Origin of the sequence: Klebsiella spallanzanii (genome assembly GCF_902158555.1) — a bacterium.
GTDB lineage: Bacteria > Pseudomonadota > Gammaproteobacteria > Enterobacterales > Enterobacteriaceae > Klebsiella > Klebsiella spallanzanii.
In genome coordinates this window covers 1-25,707 of the sequence record NZ_CABGGS010000016.1, presented here as the reverse complement: position 1 = coordinate 25,707, position 25,707 = coordinate 1, and the positions used below count along the sequence as shown (strand labels likewise).

General features: G+C 48.7%; 23 protein-coding genes and 1 pseudogene. 13 read left to right on the top strand and 11 right to left on the bottom strand.

The annotated features are described in order from the left end of the window. From FN082_RS14965 to FN082_RS14955, 3 genes and pseudogenes are all read left to right on the top strand, one after another. A pseudogene (locus tag FN082_RS14965) lies at positions 1 to 109 on the top strand (integrase); the annotation flags it as partial. A 343-nt stretch (positions 110 to 452) separates the two neighbouring features. After that, positions 453 to 1,085, top strand: coding sequence for an inovirus Gp2 family protein (locus FN082_RS14960; RefSeq protein WP_142981854.1), 633 nt, complete (start codon positions 453 to 455; stop codon positions 1,083 to 1,085). A 133-nt stretch (positions 1,086 to 1,218) separates the two neighbouring features. Further along, entirely contained in the window at positions 1,219 to 1,443 is a 225-nt protein-coding gene (locus tag FN082_RS14955) for a helix-turn-helix transcriptional regulator (RefSeq protein ID WP_142981853.1), read from the top strand. A gap of 455 nt (positions 1,444 to 1,898) precedes the next feature. Here the strand turns inward: FN082_RS14955 and FN082_RS14950 are convergent, their stop codons facing one another. From FN082_RS14950 to FN082_RS14940, 3 genes are read right to left on the bottom strand one after another with little or no spacing between them, the layout of a single operon-like run. Then, positions 1,899 to 2,435: a CpmK protein gene (locus tag FN082_RS14950; protein ID WP_142981856.1), complete on the bottom strand. Its 537-nt coding sequence runs from the start codon at positions 2,433 to 2,435 to the stop codon at positions 1,899 to 1,901. A gap of 5 nt (positions 2,436 to 2,440) precedes the next feature. Then, positions 2,441 to 2,983, bottom strand: coding sequence for a carbapenem self-resistance protein CarG family protein (locus tag FN082_RS14945; RefSeq protein WP_142981852.1), 543 nt, complete (start codon positions 2,981 to 2,983; stop codon positions 2,441 to 2,443). Next, a complete protein-coding gene (locus FN082_RS14940; RefSeq protein ID WP_235892129.1) occupies positions 2,980 to 3,819 on the bottom strand; it encodes an SUMF1/EgtB/PvdO family nonheme iron enzyme in 840 nt (279 codons plus the stop codon). The genes FN082_RS14945 and FN082_RS14940 overlap by 4 nt, the downstream gene beginning before the upstream one ends. Before the next feature lie 610 nt (positions 3,820 to 4,429). Here FN082_RS14940 and FN082_RS14935 point away from each other — a divergent pair. Together FN082_RS14935 and FN082_RS14930 are read left to right on the top strand one after the other, a co-directional pair. Continuing rightward, the gene (locus tag FN082_RS14935) at positions 4,430 to 5,395 is read left to right on the top strand and encodes an NAD-dependent epimerase/dehydratase family protein (RefSeq protein WP_142981851.1); all 966 of its coding nucleotides are present in this window, start codon (positions 4,430 to 4,432) and stop codon (positions 5,393 to 5,395) included. Positions 5,396 to 5,533: 138 nt separating this feature from the next. Continuing rightward, the gene (locus FN082_RS14930) at positions 5,534 to 6,730 is read left to right on the top strand and encodes an MFS transporter (RefSeq protein ID WP_142981850.1); all 1,197 of its coding nucleotides are present in this window, start codon (positions 5,534 to 5,536) and stop codon (positions 6,728 to 6,730) included. Between the two features lie 16 nt (positions 6,731 to 6,746). Here the strand turns inward: FN082_RS14930 and FN082_RS14925 are convergent, their stop codons facing one another. Further along, positions 6,747 to 7,643: a LysR family transcriptional regulator gene (locus tag FN082_RS14925; RefSeq protein ID WP_142981849.1), complete on the bottom strand. Its 897-nt coding sequence runs from the start codon at positions 7,641 to 7,643 to the stop codon at positions 6,747 to 6,749. 216 nt (positions 7,644 to 7,859) lie between these two features. Between FN082_RS14925 and FN082_RS14920 the strand changes: the two genes are divergently transcribed. Continuing rightward, a complete protein-coding gene (locus FN082_RS14920; protein ID WP_142981848.1) occupies positions 7,860 to 8,063 on the top strand; it encodes a DUF6434 domain-containing protein in 204 nt (67 codons plus the stop codon). Positions 8,064 to 8,188: 125 nt separating this feature from the next. Here the strand turns inward: FN082_RS14920 and FN082_RS14915 are convergent, their stop codons facing one another. The 3 genes from FN082_RS14915 to FN082_RS14905 all read right to left on the bottom strand — a co-directional run bounded on the left by FN082_RS14915 (position 8,189) and on the right by FN082_RS14905 (position 11,083). Beyond that, complete coding sequence (locus FN082_RS14915) at positions 8,189 to 8,449, bottom strand: DUF2534 family protein (protein ID WP_142981847.1); 261 nt, start codon at positions 8,447 to 8,449, stop codon at positions 8,189 to 8,191. 56 nt (positions 8,450 to 8,505) lie between these two features. Beyond that, the gene (locus FN082_RS14910; protein WP_142981846.1) at positions 8,506 to 10,581 is read right to left on the bottom strand and encodes a TonB-dependent receptor domain-containing protein; all 2,076 of its coding nucleotides are present in this window, start codon (positions 10,579 to 10,581) and stop codon (positions 8,506 to 8,508) included. A gap of 82 nt (positions 10,582 to 10,663) precedes the next feature. After that, positions 10,664 to 11,083: a DUF2946 domain-containing protein gene (locus FN082_RS14905; RefSeq protein ID WP_142981845.1), complete on the bottom strand. Its 420-nt coding sequence runs from the start codon at positions 11,081 to 11,083 to the stop codon at positions 10,664 to 10,666. 269 nt (positions 11,084 to 11,352) lie between these two features. Between FN082_RS14905 and FN082_RS14900 the strand changes: the two genes are divergently transcribed. Next, entirely contained in the window at positions 11,353 to 11,955 is a 603-nt protein-coding gene (locus tag FN082_RS14900) for a site-specific integrase (protein ID WP_142981844.1), read from the top strand. A gap of 224 nt (positions 11,956 to 12,179) precedes the next feature. Here FN082_RS14900 and FN082_RS14895 read toward each other — a convergent pair whose 3' ends face one another. The 3 genes from FN082_RS14895 to FN082_RS14885 form a co-directional block, all read right to left on the bottom strand. Further along, positions 12,180 to 12,926 (bottom strand): SDR family NAD(P)-dependent oxidoreductase, encoded by a 747-nt coding sequence (locus tag FN082_RS14895; protein ID WP_142981843.1) that lies wholly within the window; start codon positions 12,924 to 12,926, stop codon positions 12,180 to 12,182. Between the two features lie 70 nt (positions 12,927 to 12,996). Further along, the gene (locus FN082_RS14890; RefSeq protein WP_142981842.1) at positions 12,997 to 13,686 is read right to left on the bottom strand and encodes a helix-turn-helix transcriptional regulator; all 690 of its coding nucleotides are present in this window, start codon (positions 13,684 to 13,686) and stop codon (positions 12,997 to 12,999) included. 268 nt (positions 13,687 to 13,954) lie between these two features. Next, positions 13,955 to 14,854, bottom strand: coding sequence for a LysR family transcriptional regulator (locus FN082_RS14885; RefSeq protein WP_142981841.1), 900 nt, complete (start codon positions 14,852 to 14,854; stop codon positions 13,955 to 13,957). 227 nt (positions 14,855 to 15,081) lie between these two features. Between FN082_RS14885 and FN082_RS14880 the strand changes: the two genes are divergently transcribed. From FN082_RS14880 to FN082_RS14860, 5 genes are all read left to right on the top strand, one after another. After that, positions 15,082 to 15,432 (top strand): cyclophilin-like fold protein, encoded by a 351-nt coding sequence (locus FN082_RS14880; RefSeq protein WP_040171876.1) that lies wholly within the window; start codon positions 15,082 to 15,084, stop codon positions 15,430 to 15,432. 127 nt (positions 15,433 to 15,559) lie between these two features. Then, complete coding sequence (locus FN082_RS14875; RefSeq protein ID WP_142981840.1) at positions 15,560 to 16,777, top strand: MFS transporter; 1,218 nt, start codon at positions 15,560 to 15,562, stop codon at positions 16,775 to 16,777. Positions 16,778 to 16,793: 16 nt separating this feature from the next. Next, positions 16,794 to 17,840, top strand: a complete 1,047-nt coding sequence (locus tag FN082_RS14870) for an NAD(P)-dependent alcohol dehydrogenase (protein ID WP_045325187.1) — start codon at positions 16,794 to 16,796, stop codon at positions 17,838 to 17,840. Positions 17,841 to 17,856: 16 nt separating this feature from the next. Continuing rightward, the gene (locus tag FN082_RS14865) at positions 17,857 to 18,885 is read left to right on the top strand and encodes an alpha/beta hydrolase (protein ID WP_142981839.1); all 1,029 of its coding nucleotides are present in this window, start codon (positions 17,857 to 17,859) and stop codon (positions 18,883 to 18,885) included. Between the two features lie 25 nt (positions 18,886 to 18,910). Beyond that, complete coding sequence (locus tag FN082_RS14860; protein WP_142981838.1) at positions 18,911 to 19,897, top strand: aldo/keto reductase; 987 nt, start codon at positions 18,911 to 18,913, stop codon at positions 19,895 to 19,897. Between the two features lie 269 nt (positions 19,898 to 20,166). On the opposite strand, the gene FN082_RS14855 is transcribed toward FN082_RS14860, so the two are convergent. Continuing rightward, positions 20,167 to 23,988, bottom strand: coding sequence for a hypothetical protein (locus tag FN082_RS14855; protein ID WP_142981837.1), 3,822 nt, complete (start codon positions 23,986 to 23,988; stop codon positions 20,167 to 20,169). Between the two features lie 812 nt (positions 23,989 to 24,800). Here FN082_RS14855 and FN082_RS14850 point away from each other — a divergent pair. Beyond that, complete coding sequence (locus tag FN082_RS14850; protein ID WP_142981836.1) at positions 24,801 to 25,418, top strand: LysE family translocator; 618 nt, start codon at positions 24,801 to 24,803, stop codon at positions 25,416 to 25,418. Positions 25,419 to 25,707 lie beyond the last annotated feature (289 nt).

The window sequence follows — 25,707 nt, the reverse complement described above, 5'->3', positions numbered from 1 at the left end:
GATGGAATATAACAACGAGCGGCCTCATGAATCCCTGAATAACCTGACACCGGAAGAGTACCGGCTGATGGCTGAAAAACCGGAACTCTCAAAAAGTGCATGGAACTGAAGCAGGGGTGCTTACAGATCCAGTGAGATATCAAACGACATATGAGTAACTTTCTACTGCCGGTATTAATATTATGTTTATAGCCCTTTCTCATATCTCACTGTCTTCCTCACAACTGATCTTCATACAGGACTCTCCCCATATGAGGTATAAGCAGGGGATCATCGATATCTCCTGTATCAGGAATGGCATCAACTCGATAAGCATCTTTACCCATGAATGAAAGGCCAACCACAAGCAGGGTAAGACCTCTGTCAGTAGATATAGTGACGGGTATCTGTAGTTTCAGGTAAAAGATAACTGTGACCAGGATGGTATTAACCAACAACCAGGGAGCTAAGAAATGACTGACAGAAAAGATGACGTATACAGAGTTAACGAGAACCATGGTGAGCTTAATAACCGGTATCTTGAAAGGCTCAAAAGGGTGACGGAAAGTGCATTAGAAGAACATGCCCGTGTACTGGCTTTCAGAGTCGATTTACACCTTCCAAAAGATAAACAAGAGCAATACAGCAATGCGGTCATTAAACGCTTCATAGCGTCCCTCAAGGCCCAGATTAACGCCTATCAAAACAGGAGAAGGAAACTAGGGAAGCGTACTTATCCTTGCCGCCTGAATTACGCATGGGTGAGAGAATTCGGGGAGATAAATGGAGGGAAGCACTATCACGTGCTTCTGTTGGTCAATCGTGAAGTATTTCATAAAGCGTTCCTTATCTATAACCGGCTGACTAAGAAGTACGGGTATCTGGTAAGAATGGTTATCAGCGCATGGAACAGAGCGCTACGTGATAAAGGACCTGATGATAATGCAGGGATACATTTACCCGGTGTGTCTTATGATCTTAACCGGAAGGATGGAATACACACGGCTGGTTATCAGGACTTTATATACCACATCAGCTATATGGCGAAAGAGTATACCAAGCAGCGTGGAGACGGAGAGCGTAACTTCGGCTGCAGTGTGAAGTGAAGGTAAAACCGGTATTTTTTTACCGGGAAGGTGATTGTTATGACGGAGCACACATCAATACGTAATCAGCCAGATAAACAGGCAGTACTGAAGTGCTCCTGTCTTTCATCTACTAAAGACAGAGGTACTCGTCATGAACAATCAAAATACTACCGCTGACATCGATTTTACTCTCGATAAACTGGTCGACATGGCCTTCATCACATCTTATACCGGGCTGACAGACAAATGGTTTTATAAGCTCATTAAAGACGGTGAATTCCCGAAGCCGATTAAATTGGGCCGCAGCTCTCGCTGGACTGAAAGTGAGGTTAAAACGTGGTTAAAACAACGTATTGAAGCATCCAGAGGGCATTAACAATGTCTGCTCATCGTACTTCCGGCACTAACCAAAGGACTCAACCACCGAGAGTTACTACAGTGAATAAAAGGTCTCGCTGGATCTGTGAACAATGTAAACGTCAGTATTGTGGGGCTAAGCCCTGCCCCTTTTGTTATCGGATAATAATAAACTCACTGAACTCCTCTGGAGCCTACTGACCAGCCCAGCTCCTCGTCCATTGCGAACTTATACGTTATTCACACATATCCAGACTGAACAGGCACAGCATATAGCTGTATGTCGTCTAGAGGTAAGGAACATTTTTATGCACGCAAAATTAATGATGATGATTAATAGTTAAAGAGACCTGTCAGTAATGGAAGACAGTATTTCTTTTGATACCGCCCCCGTCGATTGATACAAGATGCGGACGTATATGGACTGACCCCACCACGGTAGACGATCCTGCCCTATAGTTTGAGCATATACGCTCAATAGTATAAATCCATTTGCTCAGGCTCTGTGAGAAGACGCATTGCTCCCCGAGGCTCATGAGTAAATCTGGCCTGATAACGTACGGAATCGATTCCCGTAACAAGATTATCAAGATCGGTATTGGCCACACGAACCGAAGCATTTTTAGCCCAGGCAGGGATGCCCTGAATAAAATAGGTAAACGTTACGTGGGTTACCCCCGTTCTGTCTGTCTGAATACCCTGTAAAGTTCGTACCCGCATCACGCCATAGCAAAAATCATGTTCTTTGCTGAAAGATGCCTCACCGTACTGTGTCAGCGTCCATGTTTTTCTCCCGCTCTTTTCACGAGAGGTTATCAGCCCGGCATCAACAAGTGCCTCCATTCTGGCATTTATCCACTGGTCACTACCGGTCTGTATAGATACGGGCCAGCGTTTTTCTCCCAGACACAAAGGTTGCTTGTTGAGAGAGCTCTCAATCAGCTGACGATACTGAAGTTCACTGCTGGCGATACAGCGTGGTACCAGTAAAAATATCAAAATTCCAGTCATCCATTTCAACGAAACGCCTCCATACTCAGTGACTGAAAAGCCTCATCCACATCATTGTATTTTTTTTCAGTTACAAAACTCCCGGCCGCATTCCAGTCGTATACGGACGTCCCAGGGTCGGTGCGGTTTTCGGCCAGACGGTAACGTAAAAACTTCACCCTGGAAACGTCAGAAATATCTTCACTGCCGGTTTCCCCTGCGTATTTTAACGCTCTGACGAGATAAACATGGCTTTTATATCTGTGTAATTCGAAACCGCTTATCTTCAGCGCGGAGGCCGATAGCCTGAAGTCGGCCCACGTGAAACCATCATCATCGGGAACCGGCAGAATGAACCAGTTCTTTCCCTGGTTGACAAATACGGTAAGCGTCTGGCTGGGATGCGACGTATTATTGTCATAAATCGCCATAAAGACGTTGTCAGTGATTCCGTCATTATTTAAATCTATGCTGTTAACCCCCTCTTTCAGGTTAATCCGGGTTTCGTTCCCGCATACAGCCGGATGGCTGACCAGAATCGTCGCAAGCAGAATAACAAATCTTCTCATCTGAAATGTGTCCTTACCAGTCGGAACCCTGTATCCGGCAAGGCGTAACCCGCGCTGTGTGTATCACAGCTTGCCAGACTGGTAGTGGGTAACAGGAAGCTCCCCCCGCAGAAATAATACATATTAATGCCGGAGAGTACGTCAAAAGCATATACCCATTCGGAAACGTTCCCGCTCATGTCATATAGCCCGGCAGCATTAGGATGCAGGCGTTCTGTCGGTATGCTCCCCAGACTGGAGGACTCAATGCCCGGGAACCAGGCCACGTCTTTTGCCTCCTCACTTCCGGAATACCTGTATCCGTAAGAGCCATTTTTCAGGCCTGTTTTCCCTCCCCGGGCAGCAATCTGCCACTCTTCAATTGTGGGTAAGCGATAGCCGTCAGCCTGACGGTCAGGCCTGAACTCGTAACGGGCGCTGTTACGAGCAGGCTGGCCGTCCTTATTCTGATATACCGGCCTGAGGCCGCTCATTTCGCTGAATGCATTGGCAAAAATGGCAGCATCAGACCATTCAACATGAGTGACAGGATGCATTCCGTTGTCTTCATCGGGAGGGAGGCACTCCTCAAAGGTCGCACCATTACATCCTTCACCAAATGAATAGCCGTGACTGACGGCCCAACTTCGAACATCAGCGTACAGGCGATAGCTTACTTCCGACCGCATGATCGTAAAATCAGCCAGTACAACATTAGTGTGCGCGGCATAATCATGCTGCCCGAACACGCTGCCAGCATAAAATCGACCACCTTCAATAAAAGCTTCATCGCCATATTGACTTGCCAGGGCGAGTACGGGGAAAGTGAACAAGAGAAACGGGAGTTTTGTTATCAAAATGTATTCCGGGCTGAACTGATGCAAACGCTCAGAGTATGTTTTGCTATTAGAGACTATGAACTATAACAATTCATCAGATACCCGAACATCCCCCCGGAATTAAGGGTCAAGGAAAACCATCTTCATTCGTTCAGGACCTTCATTCAGTGTTTCTTTGGGACACCCGAAATTAACTCGTTCAAACCCTTCCTCCTCAGAACCGAACGTTTCTCCCTGTGTCATGCCAATTCTGGCCTTTTCGAGGATAACGTTCCTGGGCACCTCTGACGTGTAGTTAATCCGAGTTCTTCGTTTCATGACAACGTCCCCCTTGATTAAGGATAGCGTTGCATCGACCCATTGAGCTCACAGCCAAAAGCGGACATTGATCGCTTTCAGTAAAGCTAAATAACAGCTCTGGTATTTATGCTTCTGCAAATCAATTTCTAATGATTATTGCTATTTCGCCATAAAAGCATTCTGAATTGGGTTAAAGTCAAACATAGCAGTGCGCACTACAATACCTTTCTTGTTAATACAAGCATTCAGGCTATGCCTTTCTGACTGAGCCATTCCCGGCAGAGGATGGTTGTAGTAGCGGTTGCGGAAATACATCAAGGAGAAAGCTATGTCTCGTATCGTTGTCATTGGTGGCAGTGGCCACGTGGGATCTTATCTCGTGCCAATGCTGGTTGAACTGGGTCACCAGGTGGTAAACGTCAGCCGGGGCGCAGCAAAGCCCTATCGCTCTCATTACGCATGGTCTGTCATCGAAAACGTTGTCATTGACCGGCTGGAAGAAGAAAAGAAAGGAACCTTTGGTCAACGCATTGCTGAGCTTCAGGCCGATATTGTCATCGACATGATTGCATTTGATCTCGACAGTACGCAGCAGATTGTTGAAGCGCTTCGCGGCAAGATTGAGCATTATCTTTTCTGCAGTTCAATATGGGTATACGGTCGTTATGTATCAGTCCCCTCTCTGGAGACAGATCCCGTCAGCCCGATTGATGCTTACGGACAGGGTAAAGCGGAAAGTGAAGCCTGGCTGATGCGTGAAGCGCGGCTGTCCGGCTTCCCGACTACATGTTTCCGTCCGGGACATATCGTCGGTGAAGGATGGGTACCGACCACGCCTCAGGGGAATTCTAATTCTGAAGTGTATTCGCGTATTGCCCGTGGTGAAACGCTGGCACTGCCTAATCTCGGAAGTGAAACGGTACATCATGTTCATGCCGTGGATGTCGCTCAGCTAATCATTAAAGCCATTGAAAACCGTTCTGCTTCAGTAGGTGAAATTTTCAACGCGGTATCCGGCCAGGCCATCACGCTAAGGGGTTACGCAGAAGCCGTTTTCCGCTGGTTTGGCAGAGAGCCTTCCCTGAAGTTCCAGCCTTTTGACGAGTGGCTTGCCGGGCTTGAACCTGAATTTGCTGAGAACTCCAGAGGGCACGTAGTGCGAAGCTCCTCACATTCTATTGAGAAAGCCCGCGTCAGGCTGGGTTACCAGCCCCGTTACAGCAGCCTGGAAGCAATTCATGAATCCGTTCAGGCACTGATAGCCCAAGGGCAGGTAGAGCCACCTTCACTCTGATCGCTGCGCTGATACGTTTTTAATCTTTATTCTGGCGGGACAGATTTACACAGCTGCTCCGCCGTCATCCTGCTTTTTTATCTGACTGCAGGCTGTAAGCCTGTGGTAACTGTTTACCATCATCTTTAGAAAATATCTATGAATAAACCGCTTAATGCGGGCGGCTTCAGTGCGCCCGAAGTGACGTCTGCCTGGAGTGCAGTAATCAGCATGGCTCTGCTGTGCTTCGTCCTCGTTTCATCAGAATTTATGCCGGTCAGCCTGCTTACCCCGATTGCAAATGATCTGTCGGTCACGGAAGGCCAGGCGGGTCAGGCCATTGCCTTCTCAGGCCTTTTTGCGGTTATAACGAGCCTGTTTGGAAACACGTTGCTTGCCCGGTTTGACCGGCGTACAGCAGTAATTTTCTATACCCTTGTGATGGTGATGTCAGGGGGCATCGTCACGTCTGCTCACGGCTACGGCATGTTTATGTTTGGGCGTGCACTGATTGGTATATCAATCGGGGGATTCTGGTCGCTTTCTACGGCCATTCTGGTACGGATTGTTCATCCCTTAAGTGTCCCTAAAGCTATCGCCATTCTGCAGGGCGGGACCGCTCTGGCGTTCGTGGTGGCGCCTCCGCTGGGAAGCTTTCTGGGCAACCTTATCGGCTGGCGGGGTGCATTCTTTACCGTGGTACCTGCGGGCGTGATCTGCCTGATATGGCAGATGGTCGTCATACCGAAACTGCCGCCACAGCGTGATACCAGCATACGGCAGATAGCATCACTGCTGCGCAGCCGGACATTCGTGCTGGGCATGATTGCTGTAACGCTTGCCTTCATGGGACAGTTTTCACTTTCCACCTATCTGCGGCCATTCCTTGAAGGCGTGACCGGGCTGGGTATAAACATGATTTCCCTTTTCCTGCTGGGCGTGGGTGTGGCAGGACTGACGGGCACGCTTATTTCAGGATTTTTTGTCAGGGATAATCTGCTGCCTGCCCTCACCGGTTTACCGGCGGGCCTGGCGATCGTCGCAGGTCTGCTGACGGCGCTGGGCCATATACCCGCCGCCACTGGCGCATTGCTGCTGGTATGGGGCATTCTTGTGACTCCCATTCCTGTCGTATGGAATACCTGGATGACGCGGATTATTCCGGATGAGCTGGAGGCTGGCGGTGCACTGATGGTCGCCCTGATTCAGTTCGCCATTACAATGGGCGCATTCACTGGCGGCGAATTATTTGATCATCAGGGCTGGGTTAGCACTTTTATGCTCGCCACCGCTCTGCTGGTAGCCTCTGCCATTATTGCCGTCCTGCCAGGACGTCGCTCACTGGCAGAAAAATAAATGCCTGACAGGCAGCCTAACCCACCGAAGAGATGCGTAAGGCATCAATAATAACTTTCAGTGCCGGCAACATCTGTCGCCGGCTGGGATAATAAAGATGATAGCCCTTGAATACAGGGCTCCAGTCCTCAAGAACTCTCTCCCACTTCCCCTGCTTTATCCCGGGCTCAGCCAGATTATCCGGAACATATGCCAGTCCATACCCAGCCTCAACGGACGTGAGCATCGGATAAACACTGCTGTATATCAGCTGCCCCTGAACTTTCATATTCAGTTTCTCATCCCCTTTCTCAAACTCCCATGCGTACAGCTGCCCGGCCCCGGAATGCCTGATATTGATGCAGTTATGACCAGCCAGTTCTGAAGGGTGTGAAGGTTTACCGGCTCTGGCAAGGTAGTCCGCAGATCCAATTACGGCAGGCCGCCAGTCAGCTCCAATCCTGACAGCTATCATATCCTTGACCACATCATCGCCTAACCGAACTCCAGCATCAAAGCGCCCCTCAACAATATCGATAAAGCCGTTTTGCTGAGACAATTCGACCTGAATATCAGGGTAATGTTTAAGGACCGGGGCCAGAGCCGGCCAGATATATTCATGAAGCATATGATCTGAAACCGTGAGCCTTACCGTTCCCGCCGGCGTGTCGCGAAAACGAAGCAGGTCAGAGATATCTGTTTCTATGGCGTTGAGGCGCGGTTCAAGCGCGGCCATTAGTTTTTCACCGATCTCGGTGGGCGCCACTTTGCGTGTTGTACGCATCAGTAGCCGCATCCCGAGCCTTTCTTCAAGACGTCTGATAATGTGAGACAAAGTGGACTGAGACATATTCAGCCGGACAGCAGCTCTGGTAAAACTCCGTTCCTGCGCGACAGCAAGGAACGCAAGATAATCGTTAAAATCTTCGCGCATGAACGTTTTCCGTGAAATGAACAAAACTATTATCTTAAGCTTTTTCCTGAATGAGTTTACAGTCATCCACTTTGAAAGTCCGTTGTTCATATCGGACCTGAAGACTAGTTGATTAGTCCCCTCTGTGCCAAAAGCAGACGTTTCAGTTTGTCGGTGTGCTAAGTTAAGAATTATTGCCGCTTCTAAATTTTTTAAAGCACGACAGGATTAGCTGATATGAAATTTGACTGGCACGGCGCGTTGTTAACCCGCAACACTGTTGTTGACCTTCATTACAAAAACACGCAGAACGTTCGTCGCTTTATGATGAAGGAGTGTGGCGATGTGTTTCGGTTTGACCGGGAATTTATGGAATGGATACGTAATGGCGAACCCAAAACGTTGGGAGATGTTGTCAATGAATGGAAGCGCAGGTCATGATTCTATCGGTACAGGCTGAAAGCGAATCAGCACATCTCTCGATGTGGCAGTGCCAGTGCGAACAGCACCGGCACATGCACAAATGTGGAAGGCTTTGACTAAGACGTTACGAAAGCAGTGGCCTGTTAACCCTTCTCATCTTTAGGGCCCAGGAAATAAAACCCAAAGGGTAATGAGCCTACGATCGTAAACATAAGACTGTAAATGGCGACCCATGCCCCCTGGATAATGAACAGAGAGATGTCCCAGCTCTCCATCGGAAGATTATACTGATCTTCAACTCCCTGAAATGCAGCTTTTGAAACAACGCTTACTGCGATGATAAACACACAAACCACGGCTATAAGAAATTTTTTACCTTCCGGGGTTTTGAGAATTTTTAACATGATGATTTCCTCGTTTCTTCTGTGTCAAGTTCCCGGCCTGGCCGGGCCGGGTCCGATCAGAATGTCACATTAATTTTGCCCCAGAATGTTCTTCCGGGTTCGTTAACGGCGGTATTTGCGGAATAACCAAAGCTGCTGTTGCCGGCAAGATTAAGATGTTCGCTGTAGTCTTTATCCAAGAGGTTATCCACACCGGCGCTGACTTTGAAGTATTTATTGACACGGTATGCAGCGTTAGCAGAAACCACTGCGAAACCGGCGCTACTGTCAAAGTCTTTGCCTACCACATTCCCTTCATTGACGGCCACGCGATGCTGACTGCTGACCAGGCGCACCAGCCCGGTACTGCTCCAGTCACCACTTTCCCATGAAAGACCCAGACGGGCTTCCAGAGGCGGGGTTTGTGGTAGCGGCCGGCCATCATCAGTATTTCTGCCCCAGGAATATGCCAGGCTCGCATCGGTTTTCCAGTTATCGGTTAATTTATAGCTGATGCCTGCTTCACCGCCCATAATGGTCGCGTTGACGTTATCAGCCTGGCTGACATAGGCATCATTCGGGTCATAGCGGAAAAGGATAAAATCGTTCACACGGCCGATATAAGCGGAAACCCAGCTATTGAATTGTTTACCGGCATATTGGGCTCCGATATCAATCTGGGTCGTTTTCTCGGTTTTAACTTTATCAAATGCGTCAGTTGAGCCATCAGGGCCATAGGTCGGGGAAAACAGTTCCCAGTAGTCAGGAAAACGCTCCGTATAGCCGATCCCCGCATAAAGCATGAGGGGTATTTCAGACAGGTTATGCTCGAAGCGAACGAACCCGGCTGGCAGAGTGTCCGTTCGTTCAGAAGATCCGGTGCCACTGAAGTTATCCACCAGCACACGATCCAGGCGCACACCGCTGACGACTTTACTGGCATCGGTGGCAGTCCAGGTCAGCTCACTAAAGATACCGTAATCGTGAAAACGGGCATCTTTGACCCAGACGTTGTCCATTTTATTGCGATGCGTATTCAGTTGGGTGTCTGCACCACTGCGCAGCTCAATATCATCCCAGGCCCAGGTGCCCATCATTCTGCCGCCTACCGTGCGTCTGTCGACCTCCATTGCCATAGGCATGTCCATATCCATCGAAGAACCGGAATCCATTGCGTCACTCATGCCAGCGCCCGACATATCACCTGACATGCCGCTGGTCATATCCGACATACCGCTGCCTGGTGAACGTAATGAGTAGTTGTCCATGATATGGTCAGCGTAGTTGTAATAGACATTCGCTTCGAATTTCTGGAAGACGTCTCCGATATTCGATTTTTCAAAGCGGGCACCCAGGCTTTCGCGTTTAAACTGGGAGCCATCCATGCTGCGTCCGGCATAGCGGGATTCACCGTCGCCTTTACCTGCTGTCAGTTCAATCAAGGTGTCTTTATCAGGCGTCCAGCCAAGCGCCATATCGCCATTCCATTTATCCCACTTCGACGGCACGCGATCGCCATTACCATCCTTATAATCACTTGAACGTGACTTGTTGCCCATCAGACGCAAATAGCCCTCTTCACTTCCCAGACTGATATCCGCATTTTCGTCCCATCGATTATTGGATGCGGCCAGCAGGCTGGCATTTCCCTGTATTCCCGTTTTTTCAAAATGGGGTTGTTCGCGATCAAAATGTATTGTTCCGGCAGAATTACCGGGTCCCCAAAGTACGGTTTGCGGACCTTTAATCAGCGTCAGCACATCAAAGCTCTCTGGCGAGATATAAGAACTGGGTGCATCCATACGTGCCGGACAGGCACCTAACATCTCGCCGTTATTGGTCAGGATGCGCAGTCGCGAGCCGAACATGCCGCGAAATACCGGGTCGCCATTGGTACCACCGGCGCGGATCTGCGAAAAACCGGGGATTGTTTTCAGGTAATCGGAACCGTCGCTGGCTGGCACAGGCTGACGAGGTCTTTTAGGAGAGGTGACAATTTCAAGTGGAGAAGATACCGGAGCCGTAACGATCATAACGGAATCATCATCCATCATCGTGTGATCGTGTTGCTCTTCGGCGGCTGCCGCATTGACATAAAGCGCCAGCATGACCAGAGAAGCGAGTGGCGTGCGCATAAATCGTTGAGTTTTCATTATTTGCCTTACTGTTTTTCTGGCGTAACGAACATTGCCTGTCCTGAGACAAGCCGTCGACTACGCAAATTTTGGAGGTTTATTACACTAAAGAAAGAAAAACAGCAGGCGGCGCGCGCGCGCGTTGAGGCGCCCAGACGCGAAAAATCGGTGAGAAAGTAACCCGTAAAGACGACGTCTTGTGAATGCATAGCAGCATCAGCACAAGCAGGACTGTCAGCATCAACTGAACAAATGGCATGTGGATCAGTAGCTGGCAGTAGCCACAGGCAATTTCCTCCATCGGAGACATTGCCTGTCCGGTCATCATCTGGTGAGGCATTTCATGATGTGGCTGACAGTGACCTGGCTTAACCATGCTGTGATGCATTTCTGGCATAGCCATCGGCACGTCATGATGCGTCTTTGTCGCAGATACTGACTGCTGGCAGGCGGTTCGGTGAGCTAAAGTTTTAGAAATGACAGGCGCAATGAACAGCATGGCTACAGAGAGCAATGCCATCCATGTTGCAATAAAACGAAAACGAGAGCGCCTGTACAAATAATTACCATTCAATGATTGCGTTGGCGGCAGTTTAGCTTATTTGACTTTTAAATGTTAAAAAAGTCTTTCACACAAGGTAAAGAATAACCGAATGACTCGCCACGGTTCAAAAAATATATCAGCATCAACATAGCGTTAGCGTGCAAAGGAGCAGTATATTTTAACTCCCGTTCCTCGCTCATATGGGACAACCATAATCACATCTCCTAACCCAAAGGAGATTGAGCATGACAACATCCCCCTGGAACAAGGGCCGTATTATTGGCCAGAAACGGCCTCTTCAGATCTCTCATATCTGGGGAATCCGTATCAGACTTGAGCTGGAAGGAAAAGTACGCGATTTAGCTCTATTTAACATGGCTCTAGACAGTAAACTTCGGGGCTGTGATCTGGTTAAGCTAAAAGTTTCTGATGTGGCCTATGGGCACTCTGTTTCGGACAGAGCGACGGTGCTGCAGCAAAAAACGGGAAGCCCCGTTCAGTTTGAACTGACTAAAGGAACAAGAGAGGCTGTAGCAGCGTGGATCAAAATGGCTCATCTACGTAGTAGCGACTATCTGTTCCAGTCCCGCGTCGGTTCTTCACAACATATCTCAACAAGGCAATATAACCGTATTTTTCATGGATGGATTGATAAGCTGGGTCTCGACGAGACTCTGTACAGCACGCATTCTATGCGAAGAACCAAGCCATATCTGATCTATAAAAAAACGAAGAATCTTCGAGTGATCCAGCTACTTTTAGGTCACAAGAAACTCGAAAGTACCGTCCGTTATCTCGGTATTGAAGTGGATGATGCCCTAGAGATATCTGAGTCTATTGAAGTTTAATTTATGAGGGCTGCAACAGCAGCCCTGTGCCAGAAGCGGACATTGTTAATAGATGATGTATAAACCAATGGAGAACCGATCATCTCTACACATATTAATCCACAGCGGAAATATTGTTTTCACTGGCCCTATAATGGAAGCGTTAACTATATATTCTAACGCCCTCATTGAGCATACCACTTTGGCAAGGAATTTCTTAAAATTAAAAAGACGTTAGGGGGATTTTACTCAGCTAAATAACCGCCATCGATTGGATAAACTCCTCCCGTACAGAAGGCTGAATTGTCTGACAGCAAGAACAATATGAAGTCTGCTATTTCTTGCATTTTTGCCATCCTTTTCATAGGGTGGCTATTTGCGAAACTACTTACAATCTTTTCAGGGAACTCACTCATTCGTGGGGTTTGGACATAGCCCGGAGCGATTGCATTGATTCGAATGCCTTGACATGCAAACTCTAACGCTGCGGTTTGGGTTAAACCGATTATACCATGTTTAGCCACGGTGTAAGGTGCTAATCCAGGAATGCCAACCAGACCATTTACTGCAGATAAATTAACTATAGAGCCACCAAACTTCATCATTTGGGGTATTTCATATTTCAGGCAGTAAAAAACTCCGCTCAATGAGGTGGCAATAACCTTATCCCAGTTTTCAATTGTCTGCTCTGATATATTTTTACCATGTTCACCTGTTAAACCTGCATTATTTACAGCATAATCAAGTCTGCCGAAATGTTCGATAATCTCATCTATCATTTTCCGTACTTGCTCGGGCTGTGACACATCACATCCGATCCCCATGGCTTGTTGTCCCTGTGAAGATAATTGTTCCGCTTTTTGTTTAGCCTGTTCTGACGAACGGGATACAATAACGACCTTAGATCCATGTTTGTGTAATTGCTCTGCGACTGCCTCACCTATACCTGCAGTACTTCCTGTTATGACAGCAACTTTATTCTTGAAATTCATAATCCCCCCTATGAAGTAGAATTGAGTCTTTCATCTGGGTTAGTATACAAATTAGCTGTGACAGTTTTTGTCAGTACTCTTTCTCCTCGCAGATCCCTTCTTTTAGTCTCCATTTTTTCAATAAAACAGCCCTACTTTCACTATATGTGGAATCCAGTTGCACAATATCTTGAATTTTGTCCGTTCTAAAATGACGAAAATCATTTCTCATCTCACACCATGCAACCAAAAGCCAGCATGACTCCATGTATACCAATCCGATGGGCCATATGACTCGAGAAGAGTAAGAATCCTTCTTATCACAATACTTTATTTTGATTCTCTTCCTATTTTTAATAGCATTGCGAATGTCTTCAAAAAAAATCTCATTGTTTTCTGAAGGACCGATCAGATAGGATTGATTCTCAATAAGATTTTTTAATTCACCGGGAATAACGGCGTGTATTTTCGCAAGTGCATTCTTTGCGGTAATTTTGAAACTATAATCTGTATTATGAGATACCCAATTTAACCCAAGTGTAATGGCATTGATTTCTTCATGAGAAAGGTTTAAGGGTGGCAAATGAAAGTCAGACTTAACGATGTAACCAATTCCAGCACCACCTTCAATGCATACTCCTTGATGCTGCAGCGTTCTTATATCTCTGTAAAGGGAGCGCACACTTATTCCCAATCTTTCTGAGAGGGTGGATGCAGTGATCGGATATCTTTGTGCCCTCAATATCTGTAGTAATTCGAGAAGTCTTTCTGTTCTAGTCATGTTGATAAATCCATCTTGATCTTGAGATGATTTCTTAAATCATCTATTAGATATAGCATCTTAGTACAGAGCAAGTGTACAGGGCTAAGTTGAACTGCTACCGATGATTACTACAGCGTAATGTTCGTAATGCATACATAAGCGGTGTTCGTGAGTGTAAAGGTCCGCAGTTCGCTCAAAGCAGACTTCACAGTCCTCAGGCACGTCCGCTCCATGCCTGGAGCGGACCTTCATATTCATTCTGAAGTATTGACCTAAAAATTCAGCGTTACATTTTCCGGTTAATACGCAACGCATCCACAACGAGTGAAAAGGCCGGAGAGGGTTGTTTACGGCTGGGATAATAAAGATAGTAGCCGGGAAAAGGACGGCACCATTCTTTAAGCACGCGGATCAGTTTTCCTTCCTGCAGATGTGTGCCGAACTCCTCTTCAGGTAAAAAGGCAATGCCCAGTCCGGCAAGAGCTGCGTCAACGACGTGTTCCGATGTGTTAAACGTCAGTTGCCCTTCAACCCGAACGTGAAATTTACCGTTTTCCTGCTCAAACTCCCAGGCGTAAATTTTCCCCGATTGAACCATGCGCTCATTAATACAGCAGTGTTGCATCAGATCGCGTGGCGTCTGAGGGGCGGTGCACCGGGCGAAATACTCAGGGGAAGCTACAGCCGCCATGCGCAGTTTCGGGCCAATGGGTACGGCTATCATATCTTTGTCGATAGTGTCTCCGAGCCGCACGCCGGCATCAAAACGATCCGCAACGATATCCCGGAAGCCGTGGTTGGCATCAAACTCAATATGAATATCAGGATATTCGCGTAACAGTGGTGTCAGTTTTGGCAGCAGTGTGGTCTTCAGAACATTAGGTCCACATGTAATACGGACGGTCCCGGCAGGTTTATCACGCAGTGCCGTCAGCATGTCCAGCTCGGCTTCAATCTCATCAATACGATGTCCCACAGACTGCAGCAGGCGCTCCCCGGCAGCCGTCACTGACACACTGCGCGTGGTCCTTGTCAGCAGGCGGATTTGCATCCGTTCTTCCAGCCCGGAAATCGCCTGGCTCAGTGCGGGCTGGGTCACGCCGAGCTGGGCGGCAGCGCGCGTAAAGCTGCCCTCACGCGCCACGGTGACGAAAGAGAGTAAGTCGTTAAGATTGCGTCTGGCCATGCTCGTTTCCGGTCCATTTATAAATTTTACTTATAAGGGTATTAAGTATTCATTAGCTAGTTAACCCGCTGCATATTGGTAACAATAATGCGATGAAAAAGTCAACGCTAACCCTTATGCAAAACGCTTACCGCAGAACATCACTGCTGCTCCTTGCCGGCCTGCTTTTCGTCACGCAGTCCGCTATGGCGGGTGACAACGACCGGGGAGTGGCGCAGGAGACGCTTATGAAAATTGAGATCATTGTGGAGGGAGAAACCGCCACCGCCACCCTCTTTGATACGCCGACAGGCCGGGACTTTGCGTCTTTGCTTCCCCTCAGCCTGACGCTGGAAGACTATGACGATATTGAGCGTATAAGCGACCTGCCGCGCAGGCTTTCCACGGTGCAGGCACCGGACGGCATGACGCCGGAAGCCGGAGATATCACTTACTACGCGCCCTGGGGCAACCTGGCGATTTTTGCCCGGGGCAGGGCTTACGCCCGTTCACTGATCCCGTTAGGGAAAGTGGATTCCGGACTGCCGGTCCTGCAGCGCCACGGACCTCTTGCGGTGCAGATCAGGGTCGCCAACTGACCCGCAGCACCTTCCGTACCGCGATTATCCCTCTTATCCCGTCCCCGTATGCCGTTTCAGCTCTTCCTGCAGCGCTGAAGGCTCCGGGGCACAGACTTCATGTTATCTACTGAAAAGAAATCCCTGAATGAGTAATAAGACAGACGAAAACAGAAAAAAAAACACCGGAAGCGGGAAACAGCCTGCGCACTGGAGTGGTGTCTTTGCCATGACGCTGTGCGTCTTCGCCCTGATCGCCTCCGAATTCATGCCGGTCAGCCTGCTGACACCGATGGCGAAGACCCTTCGTGTCACCGAAGGCATGGCCGGACAGGGCATCGCTATTTCCGGGGCATTTGCAGTGGTAACCAGCCTGTTTATTTCCGTGCTGGCAGGCACGCTTAACCGGAAAACGCTGCTGCTCGGCCTGACCTGCATTATGGCAATTTCCGGTGCTGTTATTGCGATGGCACCCAATTACCTGACCTATATGGCGGGCAGGGCCCTGATTGGCATTGTGGTCGGCGGGTTCTGGTCGATGTCGGCCGCGACGGCAATGCGTCTGGTCCCGGTGCATCGTGTTCCGCTGGCGCTGGCTATTTTCAACAGCGGCAATGCTCTGGCTACCGTCGTGGCTGCCCCTCTGGGCAGCTGGCTCGGATCGGTTGTTGGCTGGCGGGGCGCCTTCTTCTGCCTGGTGCCGGTCGCCATCATCGCGTTTGTCTGGCAATTACTCAGTCTGCCTTCCATGTCGGTCACCCGTCAGGCGGCGGCTTCCCGCAACGTTTTCATGCTGTTTCGTCGCCGGGTGGTCACGCTGGGCATGCTGGGTGTGGGGATCTTCTTTATGGGGCAATTCACGCTCTTTACCTACATCAGGCCTTTCCTTGAGACGGTGACGCGGGTGGATGACGCAACAGTGACCATGGTCCTGCTGGTTATTGGTGTCGCGGGTTTCATCGGCACTACGCTGATTGGCCGGGTGTTAAAACGCGGGTTCTACCCGACCCTGATGGCCATCCCGGTACTGATGGCCATCACCGCGCTGGCACTGATTGCCTTCGGCAGTCAGGTAGCCATCGTGACGGCGCTGCTTGGGCTGTGGGGGCTGATTTCCACAGCCGCACCGGTGGGATGGTGGGCATGGGTTCCGCGTACCTTCCCTCAGAATGCCGAAGCGGGCGGCGGACTGATGGTGGCGATGGTGCAGCTGTCCATTGCTCTCGGTTCGACGGTGGGCGGCCTGCTTTTCGACCATCACGGCTACCAGAGCACCTTCCTGGCCAGCGCCGCGATGCTGATTATCGCAACCGTACTGATCTTCCTGACCTCGCGGGCAGACACTTCTGCCGCAGACCATTCATAAACCCAGGAGTAATGCCATGACAGTTAAAGCTTACGGTGCCCATGCGGGCACACTGCCGCTGGAGCCGATGGATATCACCCGTCGCGCCCCCGGTGCCCATGATGTGCAGATTAATATCGCGTACTGCGGAGTCTGCCATTCGGATATCCACCAAGTACGCGCTGAATGGGCTGGAACGCTCTATCCCTGCGTACCGGGACATGAAATTGTCGGTCGTGTCGTGGCCGTTGGCGATCACGTCTCCGGTTTTTGTGCAGGGGACCTGGTGGGGGTCGGCTGCATTGTCGACAGCTGCCGGCACTGCAGTGACTGTGACGACGGACTGGAGAACTACTGCGACCATATGACAGGGACATACAATTTCCCGACGCCGGATGCGCCGGGCCACACGCTGGGCGGATATTCGCAGCAGATTGTGGTGCATGAGCGCTATGTCCTGCGCGTCACTCACCCAGAAGCGCAACTAGCCGCCGTGGCTCCGCTGCTGTGCGCAGGGATCACAACGTACTCACCGCTGCGTCACTGGCAGGCGGGCCCCGGCAAAAAGGTCGGCGTGGTCGGTATCGGTGGACTGGGGCATATGGGGATCAAGCTTGCGCACGCCATGGGCGCGCATGTCGTGGCCTTTACCACGTCTGAGTCCAAACGTGACGCCGCCAGAGCGCTTGGTGCAGATGAGGTGGTGGTCTCCCGTCATGCCAGCGAAATGGAAGCCCATGCAAAGAGCTTCGATTTTATCCTCAACACCGTTGCTGCGCCGCATAACCTCGACGTGTTCACTGCGCTGCTGAAACGCGATGGCACGATGACCCTGGTGGGTGCGCCGGCCACGCCGCATGGCTCGCCAGAAGTGTTCAGCCTCATCATGAAGCGCAGATCGATTGCCGGGTCGATGATTGGCGGCATTCCTGAAACGCAGGAGATGCTCGATTTCTGCGCCCAACACGGCATTGTCGCCGACATTGAGCTTATCCGCGCCGACCAGATTAACGATGCCTATGAGCGCATGCTCAGGGGCGATGTGCATTACCGGTTTGTCATTGATAACGCCACCCTGGCTTAATGATAAGGAGACCATCATGAAAAAATTTACGTTAGCGCTGGGGCTGTTGATCAGTGCATTTGCTTCCTCTGCGGCGGATATGTCCCGTGGGGCCGATAATTTTTATAAAAGCGATAAGGTGACGCAGCAAAAAGTCACCTTTAAAAACCAGTATCAGATGGCCGTGGTCGGCAACCTGTTTATCCCGAAAAAGATGAACCAGAATACCCGACACCCGGCGATCGTCGTTGGTCACCCGATGGGAGCCGTTAAGGAACAGAGTTCGAATCTCTATGCGCAGAAGCTGGCGGAGCAGGGGTTTGTCACGCTGGCTATCGATCTCTCTTTCTGGGGAGAAAGCGAGGGCAAACCGGGGCACCTGATTTCACCGGAAATCTACACAGATGATTTCAGCGCGGCGGTTGATTATCTAAGCACACAGCCGTTTGTCGATCCGGATAGCATCGGTGTATTAGGTATCTGCGGCAGCGGAAGTTTTGTTATCAGTGCTGCCAAGATTGACCCGCGTATGAAAGCCATCGCCACCGTCAGCATGTATGACATGGGGGCTGCATTTCGCAACGGCCTCAACCATTCCCAGACGCCGGAACAACGAAAGGCCTTTATCCGGTCAGCCACAGAGCAGCGTTTAGCAGAGTTTCAGGGAGGCGAGACGGCCTACATTCCCGGTACCGTGAATACACTGGACGCTTCAACGCCTGATATTCAGCGCGAGTTCTTTGATTTCTACCGCACCGAACGCGGCGGCTACACCCCACAGGGTCAGAAAGAAGAACTGACGACGAAACCGATGCTGAGCAGTATTGGCAAGTTTATGAACTTCTATCCGTTCAACGATATTGAAACCATCTCGCCGCGCCCGATGCTGTTTATTACCGGCGATCAGGCTCACTCAAAAGAGTTCAGTGAGGACGCTTTCAAACGCGCCGGTCAGCCTAAAGAACTGTATGTCGTACCGGGCGCAGGGCATGTCGATCTGTATGACCGTACCGACGTAATCCCTTTTGACAAGCTGACAGACTTTTTCCGTAAGAATCTGCAATAACACGTTCAGTTAAGGAGCATCTGACATGAACTACAAACATCTTGGTCGTACCGGCCTGCGGGTGAGCCGCATCGGTCTCGGTACCATGAATTTCGGTGAGCTGACGGATGAGTCGGCCAGCTTCAGGATCATGGATGAAGCCGTGGATGCGGGTATTAACTTTTTCGATACCGCTGACGTCTATGGCGGGCCGCAGTCACCGGATATGGCAAAGGGTTACGGGACATCCGAAGAAATCATTGGTAACTGGCTGGAGCGCAGCGGCCAGCGCGACCGGATAGTGCTGGCCACGAAAGTTTACCAGCCGATGGACACGGGTCCGAACGACAAGTACCTCTCCGCCTACCATATCCGCCGGGCATGTGAGGCCAGCCTGAAAAGGCTGAAAACGGACCATATTGATCTCTATCAGATGCACCATATCGACCGGAACACCCCCTGGGAGGAGATCTGGCAGGCTATGGAACAGCTGATCCGTGAGGGTAAAATCAGCTACATTGGCAGCAGTAACTTTGCCGGCTGGGATATTGCCACTGCACAGTGCAAGGCTGACGCGCGTAACCTGCTGGGGCTGGCATCGGAACAGAGTCTGTACAACCTCACCCAGCGCACGGTTGAGCTGGAAGTCATCCCGGCGCTGCGACATTACGGCGTTGGGCTGATCCCCTGGAGCCCAATTGGGAGCGGGATGTTGGGCGGTATGCTGAAGAAAATCGCCGGAGGGCGCCGGGCTTCGCCACAACTGCAGACGCAAATCAACCGCCTGCGGCCACAACTGGAGGCCTGGGAAACATTGTGTGATGAGCTGGGGGAAACACCATCAGACGTCGCGCTGGCCTGGCTGCTGCATAACCCGGTGGTTAGCGCCGTGCTCAGCGGCCCGCGAACAGTGGAACAGCTCCGTCAGAATCTCAATGCCCTGACGCTGTCTCTTTCAGACGATACGCTCAAAAGGCTGGATACCATCTGGCCGGGACCAGGCGGGGAAGCACCTGAAGCTTACGCGTGGTAAAAGGTTATCAGTGTTAACAATTACCGGCCTTCGGGTCGGTAATTACATTATTTCGGCGAAATTTATTTATTACCTGAAGATGTTGTACTTTTCACCAATTCTTAGATGTCCGCTCCTCGCTCACAGCGGACCCTCACCTCAGCTACTTAGTCCGCTTTGTGCCAGAAGCGGACGGTGGACGCCGCGCTATGCGGCAATTTTGGAGCAAAGCGGAAAAATTGCCCGACAGCAGCGCTTTAGTATACGAACCCCGATCAAAAGCAAAATGGTCACTCAAATCTTTGCTCCCGCCGGTTGTACTCTTCGGCCTCACTCGCTCTACTCTCTCTAATAGACCTCTTTAGAAGAGAAAGCTTGGTCTTAGCCATCTCTCGCACCTCAGGAGAGACATGATTTAATAGGACTTCGAATGCCTCCAAACGAACTTCAAGAATATCGGCAAGTGATCCTGACCACCCACCAGGAAAAGACCTTGAGTAAATAGTTTCAACTATCGCAGCTTTGTTCTCTGCGGCATCCAAAAGTGATGTAATGTGATGACTGAGAATTACTTTCTTTGGATTGTCTAGTGGCTGTGATTCCTTGTCTAAGGATGTGTATGCCGAAACAGCACCTGCCACTTTATAAATCCTATCTTGATATCCATCACACCATTTCAGCAAGCGCTCTATCGGCGCTAAGTTTAATGGCGAGCTACTACGATTGATCCTATCCTGGAAAAGCAAATAAATAAGTTGTTCACTATTCTCACTATCTATTAACACTCTATCTAATACAAATTCTGGATAAGTTTTCACTAGATAGGATATGATAGTCTCTAATTCAAAGCTATATAAGCGATACGTCTCTACGCCATTGCAAAGCAAGTTAATAATATCGCGAACTTCATTCTCCGCTGCTGGCTCTGATAAACACTCTGCAACAACACGGTCCATTCCATGGAGTTGTCGCCTACTAACCTCATCCCTGTGCATTGATAACAGTTTCAAAATGGCCTGCCTTCCAACAGATCGTAGGTTATCGCTAGGACTGTTGCTACCCTTTTCAGTAAAGAATCTCATGCTCAAAATTTCAATAGTTGAAAATATCCCATCGGCCAAATCATTAAGTGCGGCAAGTAATTCTGATAAATTATCATCAGAAATGGATTCATGAACTCGACCGTAACTTATCTGTTGAAACCTCCATGCTTCCAGTTCACCTGTCTTCGCCAGCTCAATAAGCTTTTTTGCTCCCCAAGGGGCTATCGGCGTTGCAGACAAAATATCAACAAAATACTGTTTAAGCTCCGGCACATCTAATACAGACTCTTGGAGCTTCCGAGACAAGCCAGGATCACCGGCATGAACGCCAACAATAAAACCGCAAAAGAGGATAGGTTGTACTACTTCTAACTCTTGCTTTTGCATTAGACGGACAAGCATCTCAAAGGTTAAACCTTGGTTTGATGATCCTTTGGCCAATCCTTTGCCGAATGACCAAAGCGCATCAATACGTTTTTCCCATAACCTTGGTGCCAATCTTTCAAGGTAGTCAGGTTCGGATGACGCAAGCTCACCTAGTTCTTCTATCTTCTGATGAATTTTTTCAGAATTTTCTGTGTAATCCCCATCTAATACTTCTACGTGATCCCAAGTGTTAGTCAGGGCATATGCCTCGATTTCGAAATAGCGATCAGCCGGTGCGGTTAAATGCTCGAGTGCTTCAATCCTTTTTAATAATTCGGGTACGTGTTTCTTCCCGTTGTAATGGATTGTCCGCTTAATGGCCATCCATATATCGGGCCATTTACCGCCAGCACCATATTTCAGCACTATGTTTTCGAGAATTTCAAAGCAGCCTGCATAGCTCCATAAAGCTACAAAGTGGTTAGCTAGTATCGCCTTTGCCCAATTGCATAGTGGAGCATTACCCGAATCTAAAAACGGCACTAACAGCTCAATATAGCCTACGTACCAGTTTAATATATCTTCATTCGTTGTCGGTTCCCACCCAAAGTCTCTGCTACGAGCGCCAAAATCAAATCCTCCAAATGAGCTCCAGTGAGAAACCTGAAATGCAGACCGAAGAATATCCTGCGCAATTTCAAGCTGTCTCAAGCTGCCGGAATTTAACATCCTATTCACAAAACAATGTCTTCGCGCTGGTGTAGCCTGGGTTCCAGAAAGGTATAATGAAAAAAGGCTCGCCAATTGACGAGCGATACTATTATTGTTCTCCCCAGATTGTTCAGTTTCCGCAAAGCGAAGAATTAGCCCAGCAGAACGGTCGAAGTACTGATCATCATATGCTATTTTTCTAAGCAATCTAACGAGCGTAGAAAAATTTTGATTATCTCGTGAGCAGAAATCTCGAGCTTCCGAAGCATTCTCTATAGCGGTTAACACTACTTCTGGAAACACAGGTGCGATGTGAGTTAGTGCCGTAAGCTGCTCAGCATCGCACCGTGCAATGTTATGAAATGGCCCATCAATGTTCATCCACGTATGGGCGAGATATCTAGCAGGTTCAAAGTCATGCAGATATCCTAGTCGATGGGCACATGACTTGAATAAACGAAAATTATCAGCCTTTAATAACTCAGCATTAATTTTATCAGGATCGATATTCTGAAGGGCCCGTCGTGCGAGACGGTTAGCTATTGCATGCGGAAGCACTGCTCGCCAGTTTCCCCGCTTTTGCGATAGCTGCCTTCGCAATAGCTCTGCATGATTGCGATTCAACCTGTCACGTTCAAATCCGCCAATTCTAGAAAGAGCGCTCAATTCATCATTGTACTCTTTCGGGGAAATATTGAACGAATAAACCAAGGATAGGATCTCTGCGCTTTCAAGCAAGCTTTCGGTTGTACCTTTTCTTTGATTGAAGAGCCTCTGGAACAAGTCCTCATCAGAAAAATTTGTCAAGGTTTCATCTGGACCCACTCGACTCGCCAATGCAATCGCAACACGTGCATTCCCTCCGGAAAACTCTGCAACTTTATCGGAATTAACACGCCCTAGAGACTGAAACCTCTTTTGGATAAGTTTAGATACGGTCTGTTCACTTGATGGTTCGATGTGTATTACTTCTGTTTCTTCTGGGCGGTCATCCGAAATATCATATTCGATAGTGAGAAGACTCAACTTTGCTTGATTTGACGAAACCTGTTTTTGCAATTTTCTATGAACATCTGGTGGGCAGTTATCCAATACCAAATAGCTTGAAAAATCATTAGCTACCAAGTATGAGACAAGCTCTGATGCTGTTGGAGTTAATTCATCACCAAGATCCGCATATATTACATTTGTTTTCGGTAGCGAGTTATCGCATACATCACTTTCAAAAAGAGCCTGAGCAAAGCGTGTTTTTCCAACTCCTGATAGACCAGTTATTCTTACAGCCGAGCCAGATCTTTTTAATCTTTCACGCACAAGCCTGATTCCATCCGAAATCGTTGAAGGCTCTTTGTGATTTGAGTTCATATCGATGACACAAGGGTGTTCGTCAAGCAAAAACTCATCATCTTTATCGACTGGAGTGGAAGCCCATCTCCCAAACGGTCGCCATCCGGATAATGGCTTGCCTAGTCTATAGCGGACCCACAAGGCAACCTCGGGAAATTGTCTCAACCATGCGCTAAGCCGATCCCTACCATAAAAGTCAAGGAGAAGCTCTTCGCTATCTGGTAAACCTTCGAGCGCAGATTTCATTCCTAGAAGGCGTTCTGATAGCATTTTGTCAGAACAATCATCTTTGCCACTAACAATTATATAAGCCCCTTTTTTTTCTAAGAGATCCGCTATAACAGTTTTTAGCTTCCCTTTATCAAGCATTTCATTTTTGCAAGCCGCCTTACTCATACTGTTTTTCTTCACTTGAAAGCCAGTATTTTCACGACTTATAAAGCCCGGCTTTAGTAAAGGGATAGCATCGACAACTCGAACATCGAGACCACCGTCAGCAGCTTCCTGGGCTCCCCCCCATAGAACACAAGATGTCTGTAGTTCTTGACGAATCAATTCCGCTTCACACAACCTAGCGACCAACTCTCTTAGATCAGCATCATTGAGATTTGAAATATCAAAAGGTTCAAGTTCAAAAAATATCATTAGGTTTCAAATGTCCTTATATTGCCAATTGATATCGGTGAACTGCTCCCCTTTGATTCACACAAAATGCTGTTAGCAATGTCCACTCTTCGCTTGCAGCGGAACTTGTGACCTTGATTTCTGCCTGTTCCATGCCAGTGGCAGACGTTGCTAAAAGCGTAGTGTGATAAGTTGAAGGGCGCAGGTCACGCCAAAACGCGACTTAAGAATAATCTACGCCAATACTGACTGTGTTCTCAACTGAAGAATAACAAGTTTGTCAATATAAGCTCTCTTTTAGGGAATGCGAGCGATTTACCTGTTATCTGACACCGGAAAAATACCGACTGATGCAGTATTTGCCGGGATCTCATAAGGTGAATGGTTTGTTTTGCAGGGATGCTTACACTGCCACGGCAGGGTTAATCAACGGATAGCACGTCACTGGATCTATAAATATCCCTGTCATTCTTGCTTAACACAGCCCAACGTGATTTAAATAAGCAGTACCAGCTATGCCTTGATTGTGAGGCTAACTGTGTACTTCCGCTGTTCGCTCAGGCTGTGTGAAAATGTTAGTGATCGTAGAAAGGGTGTAGAACAGAGTCGAAAAATGCGCTCCTACGTAAAATTTGACGCAGGTTGACCAGTCGATCGACTCCAGATTTTGCATAACCTCACGCACTTCGGTTTTTAGGTAGGGTTTTCACACAGTCTGTGCCAATAGCGGACTTTGCTTGCACAGTGTTATATTGTCACCCAGTAGCAGTTCATTGGGTATGCGGTTCGCGCAATGAGGGGCTGTCTGGCACTGATTAAAGATGGAAACATGAATGACAGGTGATTTGATCGCGGTTTCTGCTATTGGCGTAGCTATCCTGTTTGGTGCAATGAGCCCGGGAGCTAGCTTTCTTCTCGTTGCCCGAATGGCAATGTCCAGTTCGAGACGGACGGCTTTATCTGTTGCTGCAGGTATGGGTTTTGGTGCATCTGTTTTTGCTGCCATAGCGCTAGCAGGTCTCCACACCTTGCTGACTCTGATCCCATCACTTTACACAGGACTTAAAGTTGCAGGCGGTTGCTATCTTTTATGGCTGGCGTTGAAAATGTTTCGTCGTCCTTCAAATCGTTTTAATGATTCTGCCGGTACAAAGGAAGTAAGCGTCTCGAAAGCTTTTATGACTGGCGTTTTTACGCAAATCAGCAACCCCCATACTGCGCTGGTATTTGCCAGTATTTTTTCCGCAGCGCTGAGCAAAAATATTCAGCCTGTTATGTACATCATCCTGCCCGCAATGGCATTCGTTATTGATTTGCTCTGGTATGCAGTCGTTGCATGCTTATTATCAACTGACGGGCCACGTCAGGCGTACATTAAATATCGTCATTTTATAGATAAACTCAGCGGAGGCTTTATGGCCTTTTTGGGAATACGATTGCTGTTAAAGTGAGTCTGACTAGTACGACGTAGTCTGGTGATACGAAGTGTTCATTTCGTTTTTTCGCTCATAGCTGCTAGTCAAATATCTCGCATTAAGCATGTGAGATACAGTGTCTGACTGATGGGCAGAATTACCGGACAGCCCAGGGGCGACATTTCCGGGAGACAATCAACGGGAAACATTTTAATGTGAGAGTTTAGGCGGGTCACTGAGTATGTATTACCACATGCCATTGGAAGAATGATCCATGCCACCTGCGAGTGTGGAACAACCAAAAGCCTACTGCACCGGAGGATGT